General features: G+C 66.3%; 7 protein-coding genes. 1 reads left to right on the top strand and 6 read right to left on the bottom strand.

The window, feature by feature from the left end; genetic code table 11:
• Positions 1–70: 70 nt before the first annotated feature.
• From EAO27_RS03625 to EAO27_RS03650, 6 genes are all read right to left on the bottom strand, one after another.
• Positions 71–1153 (bottom strand): helix-turn-helix transcriptional regulator, encoded by a 1083-nt coding sequence (locus EAO27_RS03625; RefSeq protein WP_242777197.1) that lies wholly within the window; start codon positions 1151–1153, stop codon positions 71–73.
• Positions 1154–1220: 67 nt separating this feature from the next.
• Positions 1221–3344, bottom strand: coding sequence for a S9 family peptidase (locus EAO27_RS03630; protein WP_242777199.1), 2124 nt, complete (start codon positions 3342–3344; stop codon positions 1221–1223).
• A gap of 104 nt (positions 3345–3448) precedes the next feature.
• Positions 3449–4699 carry an N-succinylarginine dihydrolase gene (locus EAO27_RS03635; protein ID WP_242777201.1) on the bottom strand — a complete coding sequence of 417 codons (1251 nt, stop codon included), beginning with the start codon at positions 4697–4699 and terminating at the stop codon, positions 3449–3451.
• A gap of 3 nt (positions 4700–4702) precedes the next feature.
• Positions 4703–5704 (bottom strand): arginine N-succinyltransferase, encoded by a 1002-nt coding sequence (locus tag EAO27_RS03640; protein WP_242777203.1) that lies wholly within the window; start codon positions 5702–5704, stop codon positions 4703–4705.
• Positions 5701–6912 (bottom strand): hydrolase, encoded by a 1212-nt coding sequence (locus tag EAO27_RS03645; protein ID WP_242777205.1) that lies wholly within the window; start codon positions 6910–6912, stop codon positions 5701–5703. Before EAO27_RS03645 ends, EAO27_RS03640 begins: the two co-directional genes overlap by 4 nt.
• Positions 6913–6970: 58 nt before the next feature.
• Positions 6971–10825: a hypothetical protein gene (locus EAO27_RS03650; RefSeq protein ID WP_242777207.1), complete on the bottom strand. Its 3855-nt coding sequence runs from the start codon at positions 10823–10825 to the stop codon at positions 6971–6973.
• Between the two features lie 250 nt (positions 10826–11075).
• Between EAO27_RS03650 and EAO27_RS03655 the strand changes: the two genes are divergently transcribed.
• Complete coding sequence (locus tag EAO27_RS03655) at positions 11076–12266, top strand: GGDEF domain-containing protein (RefSeq protein ID WP_242777209.1); 1191 nt, start codon at positions 11076–11078, stop codon at positions 12264–12266.
• The last annotated feature ends 39 nt before the right edge of the window (positions 12267–12305 follow it).

A 12305-nucleotide genomic window follows, 5' to 3' on the forward strand; every position in this document is an offset into this window, starting at 1 on the left:
GCAGCCTATAGACGCCGCGCTAGCACCGGGCGCATCCTCCATATGGAGGATCGTTCGACAAAGATGCGGTTCAATCGGGTGCCGTTGCGCCGATCCGCGCCAGCAGGGCCGCAAGGTCGGCCTGCCGCGCGCAGCCGGTCTTTTCGAGCACGCGTCGAAGCTGGGTGCGTACCGTGCTGATCGCGACGTCGCCGGCTGCGGCGATCGTTTCGGGCGTGTCGCCAGCGGCGATACCGCGCGCCACGCGTGCCTCGGACGGGGTGAGGTCGAACAACGATTTCATCAGCGTCGCCGAGGGGGTGCGCTCCGTCGCGACGGGGATCAGCAGCAGCAGCGCGAAATTGTCGCCGAACACATCGTGCGCGCTTCGCCGCACCGGAATGACGTGCGCGACCGACGCCGGCTGGCCGTCGGCATCGCGCACGGGGAAGGAGCGGACACTGTCCTCGCCTCCGCCGGCGAGCATTGCGAGTGCGTCGGCCAGCGCCTTGTCGGCGATCCTGTCGGTCAGGTGCAGTCGCCCCTTCGCGCCCCACAGCGCCTGCTCAGGCAAGGTCCGGGCGAGCGGGCTCGCTTCGGCGACCTCGCCCGACTCGCGGAGCAGGAAGGCGGGCAGCTGCAGGGCGGTCAGCGCCTCGGTCGCGCCGGCGGCGCGCCTCAGTTGCAGCCGCGCGCTGACCAGCGCGCTGCGCGCCAGATGCGGACGCAGCGCATTGAGCCGCGCGACGCTCGCGCGATCGACGGGGCCGGCGGCAAAGGCGCGTTCGACGCTGAACACGATATTGTCGCCCGTCGGGACCGTCAGGCCGGTTCCCGCCGACCAGCCGAGCCCGCGCGGGCGGAAGAAGTCGCGATAGACCGGGTCGGCGTCGATCTGCTCGTCGCTCCAGAAATCATGTTCGACGAAGAAGGCAGGGTCTTCGTGGCTCATCAGGCAGGTGCGCCGGCTGCACTTGCCGAACCAGCCGTCGTTGACATAGTCGGCGAAGACGTCGGCGACACGTTCGGAGGCGGTCCAGTTCAGCGCCCGGCGCGCCGAGAAGAGGAGACCGCCGGTCGATCCCGCGAGCGCCGCGACATCGTCGAGCACCGCGGGCCACGCCTCGGGCACCACCGAGCATTCATAGATCCGGTCGACCAGATCGTCGTGCATTGAAAAGCCCCCCGGCTGAAAACGCCGTCATTTTCCGCGTCCGACCCCGAAAAGCAAGTGGCGCGGCTCAGTCGGCGGGCGGAGTCCATCCCTTGCGGTATTTCTCGAACCAGGCGAGGATCGCCGATGCCTTTGCCGCCGATTGCGACGGGCGCGCGGCGATGCCGCCGTGGCTCGCGCCGGGCACCTTGACCAGCGCGGTCGGGACGCCGCGCAGCCGCAGTGCGGTATAATATTGCTCGGCTTCGCTCACCGGGGTGCGGTAATCCTCGCTGCCGACGACGACCAGCGTCGGGGTCTTCACATTGCCGACCAGCGACAGTGGCGAGCGTGCCCAGAAAAGCTCGGGTTTTTCCCACGGCTCGGCGCCGAGCCAATAGGGACCGAAGAAGCCGGGACCATCGGCGGTGAGCGCCTGTGTCGTCCAGTTGATCACCGGTTTTTGCGTCACGGCGGCCTTGAAACGGTCGGTCTTGCCGACGATCCAGCTCGTCAGCACGCCGCCGCCCGATCCACCGGTGACGAACAGCGCGTCGGGATCGGCGATACCCAGCGCGATCGCGCGATCGACGATGCTGATCAGGTCGAAATAGTCATTGCCCGGATAGGCCTTGTCGATCTCGTTGGCGAAGGCTTCGCCGTAGCTGGTCGATCCGCGCGGATTCGCCGACAGTACCGCATAGCCCGCAGCGGCGTATAGCTGGTTGTCCGTCGCGAAATGCGGCCCATAGGCGGCAAAGGGCCCACCGTGAATCTCGAGGATCAGCGGCACGCGCTGTCCCTCGCGATAACCCGGCGGCAACGTCAGCCAGCCTTCGATCTCCTTGCCGTCGTGACTCGACGGTGTCGTGATCTTGCGCACCTCGCCGAGCGTCTTCACCTCGCGCAGCGACCGGTTGAGATCGGTGAGCATGCGCGTCTTGCCGCCCTGCACGACCTGTACTTCGGCCGGACGTATCGCGGTGCCGCCAGTGAAAGCGATCGCGCCGGTATCGGCGACGGTGAAGCTGCCGCCGGTGTACGGCCGGTCGAGCCCGCCGCCCGACAGGCCGCTCACGGCCATGCGCACCGATCCGTCGAGGCCGATGCGCGCGACTTTCGTTTCGCCCCGATCGTCATATTGGGCGTAGAGGCTGCGCCCGTCGGCCGCCCACTGGATGGCGTCGACGCCATAATCCCAGTTTTCGGTCAGGTTGCGTCGTCCCGATCCGTCGCGGTTCATCACATAGAGATTGTTGTTCTCGTAGGCGCGGCGCGCGTCGTCGAAGCCAAGCCACGCGATCGTCTGCCCGTCGGGTGACACCAGCGGATTGGCGTCGGGGCCATTGCGGTCGGTGAGCGCGGTGACCGTACCGCTGGCGATGTCGAGCGCGTGGATTTCGCTCTCGACACGATCGGTTTCCCAGTCGGGCTTGCGATTGGCGCCGAAATAGAGTGTGCGCCCGTCGCGCGACCAGCTGAGCGGTCCGCCGTCATGATAGCGGCCGAAGGTCAGCTGACGCGGCGCCCCGCCTGTGGCGGGCACGACGAAGATCTTTTCGAACCCGGGTTCGACATAACCCTCGCCATCGGCGCGATAGGTGAGCAGGTCGTACATTTCGAGCGGCTCGGCCCATTTGGCGCCTTCCGGCTTGTTCGCGGGCGCCTTCCCGAGCGTCAGACCTTCATCCTTGACGAGCATCGTGTAGGCGATCGAACGGCCGTCGGGCGACCAGGCGAGGCTCGACGGGCTGGTCGGCAGGCCGGTCAGCCGCACCGCCTCGCCGCCATCCATCCAGCGCACCCACAGCTGGGCGCTGCCGCCCTCGGTCGAGGCAAAGGCGAGGCGCTTGCCGTCGGGCGACCAGCGCGGGGAAAAGGCGCTGCCGTTGGTTCCGGCGAGCGGGACTTCGGCGCCGGTCTGGGTGTCGATCAGCCAGATCGAACTGACCGCGCGGTCGGACATGATGTCGTTGGCGCGGCGGACATAGGCAATGCGGCGACCGTCGGGGCTGATCTGCGGATCGGCGGCGATCGACAGATCGAACAGGTCGGCACCGGTGAAGCGCCGCTCGGGGGCGGTGCGCGCACTGCCTGCCGCCGACGCCGACATGGCTGGTGCGTCGGTCGCTGTGGCAGGCGTCTCCTGCGCCGCGCCAGGCTGCGCCTGAAGGATCAGCAGGCTTGCCCCCAGTATCGCCAGTTTCCGCATCGCGTGCTCCCCCCTTTTTTGCCGGCCCCCTTTTGCCGGATTGCCGCCAGCCTGTATCTTTGCCGCGCGTCAGTCAATCGGCGCTTCGCCGTCCCGAACGCTGCTCAATTCAGCGCGGCGAGATCGAGCATTTCGAGCAGCGCCGTCCGGGCGCGCCGCACGTCGGCGACCAGCGCGGGCGAAGCGAGATCGGCCGATGCAATCGCTTCGGGCCAATGCCGGGTCACCACCTCCGAAATCCGGTCGAGCTTGTCGGCATCGGCGATGAAACGCGGGTCGACCGTCGCCGGGTCGGCGACGACGCGCAGCCGCAGGCAGGCCGGACCGCCGCCGTTCGCCATCGACTGGCGGACGTCGACGGGCAGCAGCCGGCGGATCGGACCGTTTCCAGCGACATGTGCTTCGAGCCAGTTCCATACCGCGGGCGTCTCGCGCGCCTCGGTCGGTACGACCAGCCCCATGCCGCCGCCGTCGGGCAGGCTGACGAGCTGGGCGTTGAACAGATAGGATTTGATCGCATCGGGCAGGCTGACCGCATCGGCGGGAACCTCGACGATCTCGACTGCCGGAAAGGCGGCGCGAATTTTGGCGTGTGCGGCCTCGCGATCCTCGAACGCGGTTTCGTGGGTGAACAGCACATGCTCGTTCGCGACCGCCACGACGTCGTTGTGAAAAGCGCCGCCCTGGATCGCGCTGTCCGATTGGCGGATGAAGAGCGTACGCCACGGATCGAGCCGGTGATGGCGCGCGATCGCCTTCGATGCGTCGAGATGCTGGCGCGCCGGAAAGCGGCCGCCGCCGACGCCGTAAACGAAAATCTCCACCCCCGGCGCGCCGTGCCCGCTGCACAGCCGCATGTGATTCGCCGCGCCCTCGTCGCCGAAGGGTGCGGGGATCGGGGCGTGGACCGCAAAGGCCGGGTTCGCGAAGGCAAGGCGTAGCTGCGCGAGCGTGCCCGGCCATTCGTGGCTGCGGTGCGGCATGGTGACGAGGTTGGCGACGGTCAGGTGGCATTTTCCGTCGGCGCTGTCGGGAGCAGGCGATACGGTCGCGGCGTTCGCCGCCCACATCGACGAGGCCGACCATGCTTGTGCGCGGAGATGCGGTTCGGCCGCCTCGGGCGTCGTTCCCAGCGTGGCGAGCCATGGCGCGTCGGGGCGGTCGAGCGGCACGAAAAAGCCCTGCGGCAGGCCGAGAGCGAGATTGTGGCGCATCTTGTCGATGCCCTGCAGCGCCGCAGCGCGCGGCTGCGATACGTCGCCCGCGTGGCTTGCCGAGGCAATATTGCCGCGGCTGAGGCCTGCATAATTGTGGCTGGGGCCGATGATGCCGTCGAAATTAATCTCGGTGAGCATCGCCTATCGCCCGATCCAGCTGATCGTATCGCCCTTGCCGACGCCCAGGATGCGCGCCGTGTCGGCATCGATCGTCCCGTCGCTGTCGACCTTGCCGAAACAGCAGCGGAAGTCGGCGAGGCGTCCGGTTGCGATGAGCGCATCCTCGCCGCCTTCGGCGATCCCCATCATCTCGACATGTTTGGCGTTGCGGATGCTCGCGACCTGGTCGGTGCGTGCGGTCATCGTCGGGCCGCCGTCGAAGATGTCGACATAATTTTCGAAGGCGAAGCCCTCATTCTCCAGCATCCGCATCGCGGCGCGGCCGGTGGGGTGGGGGACGCCGATCACGCTGCGCGCATGTTCGTTCAGCATCGCGATGTAGACCGGGTGCTTGGGCATCAGGTCGGCGATGAACTGGTTGCCGTGGACCGCGTTGAACTGGTCGGCTTCCTGGAAATTCATCCCGAAGAATTTGCCCGCGACCCCGTCCCAGAAGGGCGATCCGCCCGCCTCGTCGATCACGCCGCGCAATTCGGCGAGGATGCGGTCGCCGAAGCGCGCGCGGTGGCACGCGATGAACAGGTAGCGCGAGCGCGCGAGCAGCAGCCCGAGCCCGCCGGCGCGCGCTGCGGGATGCAGGAACAGCCCGCCGACCTCGCTCGCGCCGTTGAGGTCGTTGCTGAGCATCAGCACCTGCGCGTGGAAAGTACGGTTCAACTGCTCGCTATGCTTGCTGTCGGTGCCGATGCGGTAGGAATAGAAGGGCCAGCGCTGGCCGACCTGCCCGAAGATCTGGCAGGTGCCGCGTACTTCGCCGCTGTCGAGATCCTCGAGCACCATCAGGTAGAGTTCGTCCGACGGATATTCCTTATCGCTCGCGAAACCCGCCTCGGCGCGTTCGAGCTTGGCACGCAGCGCCTTCTTGTCGGGGGGCAGGTTGGTGAAACCGCCTCCCGTCAGCTTCGCCATCTCGTAAATGCTCTGCAGATCGCCCGGCTTCGCCGCCCGGATCACATAATTCACACAGTCCCCCGTTCCGCTATTCTCATCATGGTGAGCGCCGACAGCATCGCGCGTTCGGCGAGGCTGTCGACGATCAGGAATTCGTCCGAAGAGTGGATGGCGCCGCCGCGCGGTCCCATCGTATCGACCACCGGAATGCCGCACGCGGCGATATTGTTACCGTCGCACACGCCGCCGGTCGCGTGCCAGCCGATCGGCGGCAGGCCGAGCGCGGCGCCGCAGTCGCGCACCAGTTCGAAGAGGCGCGTCGCGGCGGCGTCGAGCGGCTTGGGCGGGCGGTTGAAACCGCCGTGGAGGTGGCAGTGGACGTCATGGTCGCGCTGGATGTTGGCGATAGTGTCGCGCAGCGTGGCTTCGGCGGCGACCATGGCGGCGGGGGTCATCGGGCGCATGTTGACGCGCAGGATGGCCTGGTCGGGCACGACATTATTCGGTCCGCCGCCGTCGATTTTTGCAGGATTAACCTTTAATTCCAACGATTTGAGTGCGTTCAGTCGGACCGCGAGGTCGGCGGCCGCGACAAGGGCGTTGCGCCCCTCCTCGGGGTTGCGCCCGGCGTGCGCCGAACGGCCGTGGATAAGGACGCTGAAGTTGCCGCTGCCCGGCCGCGCGCCCGCGAGCGTGCCGTCGGGCAGCGCGGGTTCGTAGGTCAGCGCAGCGGTTTTGCCCCGCGCGAGTTCGGCGATCAGCGCGGCGGAGGCATGGCTGCCCGTCTCCTCGTCGCTGTTGATCATCACGTCATAGCCGATGCGCTCGGCGAGCGGCGAAGCCTCGAGCGCGGTGAGCGCTGCAAGGATCACCGAAATCCCCGCCTTCATGTCGGCGGTGCCGGGGCCGTTGAGCAAGCCGGGCTCCAGCCATTTGAGCGTCTGGAACGGATGGTCGGCGGCGAACACCGTGTCCATATGTCCGGTGAGCAGCAACTGCACCGGCGCCTCCGGGCGCACGCGAAGGTGCAGATGGTCGCCGCGCTGTGTGGTCCGGATGGTGCCCGCGGCATCGACGCTTTCGACCGGATCGGGCGTGACGAGGCGGATGGTGCCGGGCAGCACGGCAAAGGCGTCGGCAAGCATGGCCGCGACCGTTTTGAGTCCCGCAAGGTTGCCGGTGCCGCTGTTCACCGCCGCCCAGCGCTCGACCTGCGCGAGCATCGGGGCGTCGGCGGCGCGTTCGAGCGTCGCGCTTTCGGTGACGGTGAGGCGGGTCATGGAGACGCTATAGCGAGCGGCGAGGGGCTTTGGCACCCCCTCTCATCGCCCCGGTCGATCAGCGCCAGAGCGGACTGGGAAATTCGGCGTCGAGCCGGCGAAGGAGGATTTGGGTTTCTTGCAGCGTAGGAGCATCGGATTTCAGCCAAGCGACGAAATTCGACAGCGCCGAATGGTCGTCATCGAGGCTCAGTTCCCCCTGACGCAGCCCATATAATACCAGCAAGGCGATATGGCCGTGAGTGTATCGCAAGGCGGGCATGCTCATCGGCTGCAGCCCCGGGGCGAACACGGTGCCCGAGCCGATGATAGCCGCAATGACGCGCATGATGCCGAACGGATCAATATTATACTGCTGGGGGCCGCCGAGCGACAGGCATATCGACCAGAGCTGGGCGCGATCCATCGGGGTCGGAATCGTCCGAACCATGATGACTTGCTGCACGCACCGGACGAGTTCGGACATGCCCAAGGGTGTGGTCGATTTTCCATAGGGTAGGAGGAGGGAGGTCAGGCGATACAAGGCATCACCGTCGGTCGGGAAGGCTGCGCACCAGCGGGCTATCGCGAGGGCCAGAGATTCCGGAAGGTCGATCCGTTTTGAAAGGGTTTTACTGAGAAACACGAAATCGTGGGTTTTTCCCCATTTTTCGACCCATCGGATCAGTCCTGTTTCGACAAAATCATAGTCACCGCCCGTTTCGAGCCACGCGCGATAGAGAAAATCGGCCTCCCGGTGCGATCCATGCCGCGTAATCCAGTCCCGGATCTTCTCGCGGACTATGTCGACTTCTCCCCCGGCTTTCAGCCAGCTGGCAAATATGAGTTGGGCATCGGCGTGTTCATGATGTTCACCGATCCAGCGTTCGATGTCCTCACGGACAAGGTCGAAGTCACCTGCGGCGTTCAGCCAGGCCGCATACACATGTTGTGCCTCGGGCCGTATGCCGTGGATGGCAATCCAGGCCATTATTTTGTCCCGAAGAGCAGCAGTGTCTCCGCTAGCGTCCAGCCATGCGGCAAGGATGAAGCTGGCCTCGACCAGCGTGCCATGCTCCGCAATCCAGGCGTCTATCGCTTCGCGAAGCGGGGCGATGTCACCTCCGGCGTCCAGCCACGCCTTATAGACGTAACTCGCTTCGGGCAGGTTCACATGGGCGGCGATCCAGGCGAGCGTTCCATCCCGGAGCGCGTCGAGTTCGCCGGTGGCATGGAACCAAGCCGGATACATGTAGCTGGCTTCGGCGGAAGCGCCATGTTGCGCTATCCATGCCAGGGCTTTGTCGCGCACCGCATCGACGTCGTTTCCGCTGTTGAGCCAGGCGGTGTAGAGGAATCGCGCTTCCGGTTGGTCGCCATGCGCATCGAGCCATGCCAGCGCATCGTCGCGTATCGCATCAACATCGCCCCCGGCGTTCAGCCAGCTTCGAAATACAAAACTCGAATCCAGCAGCGTCCCGTATAGCGCGACCCATGATCGCACGATGTCGCGTATGTCATCGGTTGCTCCGCCAGCGTCCAGCCAAGCCGTGCACGCGAAACGCATTTCCGGCAGCGTGCTATATTCCTCCATCCAGGCCAGGACGTAGGGCCGCACGACGCCGGGATCTTCCCCGGCATTCAGCCAGGCGGCATAGAGAAATTGGGCGTCCAGCCGGGTCCCGTACTTGTCGATCCAGGCAAGCGCACCCTGCCTCACGAGATTGGCATCGCCCTGGGCGTTCAGCCAGGCTGCATAGACGAAGCTGGCGCGCAAAACCGTGCTGTTGCCTGTCAGCCAATTGCTGACCTGCTGGCGCAAATCGTCGGGTGGTTCGCCCGATCGCAGCAATTGGGTCAACATGTAGTGCGTGGTTTCGGACCGCGGAAATTCGTCGACGTTTCGAACGGCGCGATCGCGGAAGCGGCCGGGATCCAACGCATAAGCACGTCTGAGCACCAAGTTTGAAAACTGCCCCGCTTGCCATGCAAGCTCGAGCAAGTCGGCGAGCGCTTCGGTCTGCGCATTGGTCGCCGCTGTTTGCCGCGAGGCGGCGGCTTCCCCCGCGAGGCGGCAGAGCTGGACGTCAAGCGCCCTGCTTGCCTCGACGATGGGGCGGATCAAGTCGTCGATCTGGAGCAGTGCCAGCTTCTCGTCGAAATCGAGGAGGCGGCCGTCGAGCAGGATGCCTGCCCATTGAGGCGCCTGCGCCGCATGGCGGGCGTGGAGTGTTGCCGCGATCGTCCCGCCGCACAGCGCCTCGAACCGCGGATCCTGCGCCTGGCGTTCGAGCGCGATCAGTGCCGGCAGCAGCGCGTCGCGGCCGGCGGCTTCGTCGAGGAGGTCGATGACGCGATCGGTGGCGGCGTGCGGCGCCTCGAAGATCCAGCGCCCGACGAGCGCGTCGGCGAGCACGTCGTGCGCGGCGTAACAGAGCGCGCCATCGTCTTCGATCCAGCGGTCGGTGCGGAGCCGTGACAGCTGGTTCGTGTCGCCCGCCGCCAACTCGTCGAGTTCCGCACGGGAGCAGGGGAGGGCGAGACCGATACGGGCCAGCGTCTGCTGCTGCGCCTGTCCGCCGCCGGCGAGCAGCAGGATGATGCGCTGCTGCATCCACGCGTCGAAACCGTCCGCGTTCAGCAGGCCGCCGAATTGGCTGTCGAATGCCGCGCGGTGGCGGCGGAACAGATAGACGGCGAAGGCGGCGAGCACGGGGACGCCGTGGCAGACGCGTTCGAGCGCGTCGGCATCGGGAAAGCGTTCGAGTGCGAGGATTGACTGTGTGACCCATTGGGCGAAGCCCTCCTCGCCTCCGAGCGGGGATGCCAGGTGGGCCTGTTTCGGGCGGAGTGCGGCGAGGCTTCCGTGCACCTGGTTGGTCGCGCTCGAACGGCAGGTCGCGATGATCCGGATTCGGTGTCCTGCCTCGGCTTCGAGATATTCGGCCGCCTCCGCGATATCGGCGAGCTTGGCGATCGCCTCGGCATAGTCGGCCATCAGCAAGATCGAAGCCGGCTGCGAATAGCGGCCTGCGAGCGTTTCGAGCGAGGTATAGTCGGCGCTCCGGCCGAGTTGGTAGATGTCGAAGCCATGGTCCGCGCTGCCCAGCCCGCTCGCCAGTTCGTGCGCGAGGCGTGTCTTGCCGACCCCGCCGGGCCCAGAAATGAGCAGGCCGTGGGCGGTATTTCCGGCGAGGTCGGCTATCAGGTCGCCCTCGCGCCGTTCGATGCGCGCCGCCCCCGGCTGAGCCGCATATTCGTCGCGCGAAAAATAGCGCAGGCTCCCCTGGTTGAGGAAGGTGCGAAAGCTGGTCTCGCCGCCCGGCGCTGCGTCGAAGAGTTCGATCCCCTTGGGCAGGCCGCGAAACCAGCGAAAGGCGAGCGCGGGGTGGCGTTCGAGTTCGCTGTGGAACCAGTCCCAGCGCAGCACGCGGATTGCGCCGGCGGTGGCTGCCAGATGGCGAAGCTCGTCGACTCCGGCGTCGACCAGCTCGCCGAGGTCCTCGGCGATTATCTTTTCGAGCTCCCGCACTTCCGCGTCGGAGAGGGAAAGGGTGATGCAGAAGCGATAGCAGACGACCGGGCGGTCGCGGTCGAGCCACGCGCGATAGGGTGACGCCTGCCGCGTCGCCGGGGCAGCGGACAGCGCCGGCAGGTTGGTCTTCAGATTCTTGAAGACCTCTTTCCAACGCGCCTTCGCCTGGCTGAAGCCCCCCGATCCGATGAATTTGCATTCGGCGATGGCGAGCTCGCCCGGATCGCTGAAACGGTCGGCCAGATCGACCGCGCCGTCGCGCCCGCGCGCCAAACGCTTTTCCAGGCCGGGCATTTCCCCCGAAATCGTGAGACATTCGAACACGAAATCCTCGAAATCGTCTCCGTTGTCTTTGATTTTTCTTTTTCGGGAACCGAAATCGAAGGACGCGTCGGACATGATGATTGATTAACCGGGCATGGGAACGAGTCAATCCGGACGCCAATGCCTTTCGACAGACGTTTTTTTGGGCCGGCGCGGATAGACTGCGCATCGCGGCCGGTTCGCGACGGCACTGCGGGAGGCACTGCCGTTCCGCATGATACCGTGACGTGCTGGCGAGCTTGCAAAATCGGGTTCATGGAGCCGCATTAACCAAAGATTCGCTTCGCCGATCCTACGACGGACGAAAGCATCGCAGAACGGGTCCATGACAGCAGCGTTCGTCCTCGGTATCAACATGGCCATCGCCGCCATCTTCGCCATCGCCTTCGGGGTTGTCGCGGCGACGAATCGCGGCGCGTCGGGGGCGCGGTGGCTCGCGGCCGGCTATGGCATGGGCATCGTCGACATCGTGCTCGAATTCCTGCTGACGCAGCAGGTCGATCCGACCCCGGTCGGGGTCGGCATTTTCCTCGTCTTCCTGCTCGCGCAGACCTTCTGCCTGATCGGGGTTGCGCATCATTATCGTGTCGCGCCGCCGTGGCGCCCGATGGCGGCCATCTGGTGCCTCACCATCCTTGCGGTGCCGCTGCTCTTCTCGATGCCCTACGGCTCGTCGCTGCGGCTCGCGCTGTACCAGCTGCCCTATTTCGCAATGCAGGCGCTGTTCGCCTTCGTTCTCTGGCGCTCGCGGCGGCGGCAGGCGCTCGACCTGCTGCTTTTCGCGCTGCAGATTGTCGCCGCGCTGCTCTATCTCGCCAAGCCGGCGATCGCGACGTTTGTCGGGCGCGCCGACGCGCCGCAGGGCTATATGGATACAACTTACGCCGCAATTTCGCAGAGCGGGAGCATGGTGACGCTGATCGCGATCGCGCTGGTGCTGCTGCTGGTGATGATGCGCGATACCGCGGCCGAAATGGCCGCGCGCTCCGAAACCGATGTCCTGTCGGGACTGTTCAACCGGCGCGGTTTTGACACGCGCGCCGAAGCGGCGCTAGCGCGCGCGCGTCGGCTCGGCGAGCCGGCGGTTCTGATCGCCGCCGACCTCGATCATTTCAAGGCGATCAACGACAGCTTCGGCCATGCCGCGGGCGACGGGGTGATTGCCGCCTTCGCGCGTCTGCTGCGCGAACGGATGCCGCCGGATGCGATCGTCGGCCGGCTCGGCGGCGAGGAGTTCGTCGTGTTCCTGCCCGGTGTCAATCTGGCCGAGGGGCGCGCCGGTGCTGAGGCGGCGCGCGTCGCCTTCGCGGGGGCGACGCCCGCAGAGACCGGGATCGCGCAGCGGGTGACCGCCTCCTTCGGCGTCGCGCAGCTCATGCCCGACGACAGCCTGTTCGACCTTGCGCGCCGCGCCGACGCCGCGCTCTATCGTGCGAAGGCGGGCGGGCGGAACCGCGTCGGCACCACGCTCGCCGAACTGTCCCCGGCGCCGCCTGCGCAAGCCGAAGCGGGATAAATTTGCCGGCCGGGACCGGCGCGACCCGGCGATAAAGCG

The organism is Sphingopyxis sp. YF1, assembly GCF_022701295.1.
In the GTDB taxonomy this organism is placed as follows: Bacteria; Pseudomonadota; Alphaproteobacteria; order Sphingomonadales; family Sphingomonadaceae; genus Sphingopyxis.

What these genes read in the sequence shown, in the direction of transcription:
- EAO27_RS03625 (WP_242777197.1), bottom strand. Translation starts at nt 1,153, where the DNA reads ATGCACGACGATCTGGTCGACCGGATCTATGAATGCTCGGTGGTGCCC.
- EAO27_RS03635 (WP_242777201.1), bottom strand. Translation starts at nt 4,699, where the DNA reads ATGCTCACCGAGATTAATTTCGACGGCATCATCGGCCCCAGCCACAAT.
- EAO27_RS03655 (WP_242777209.1), top strand. Translation starts at nt 11,076, where the DNA reads ATGACAGCAGCGTTCGTCCTCGGTATCAACATGGCCATCGCCGCCATC.
- EAO27_RS03645 (WP_242777205.1), bottom strand. Translation starts at nt 6,912, where the DNA reads ATGACCCGCCTCACCGTCACCGAAAGCGCGACGCTCGAACGCGCCGCC.
- EAO27_RS03630 (WP_242777199.1), bottom strand. Translation starts at nt 3,344, where the DNA reads ATGCGGAAACTGGCGATACTGGGGGCAAGCCTGCTGATCCTTCAGGCG.
- EAO27_RS03650 (WP_242777207.1), bottom strand. Translation starts at nt 10,825, where the DNA reads ATGTCCGACGCGTCCTTCGATTTCGGTTCCCGAAAAAGAAAAATCAAA.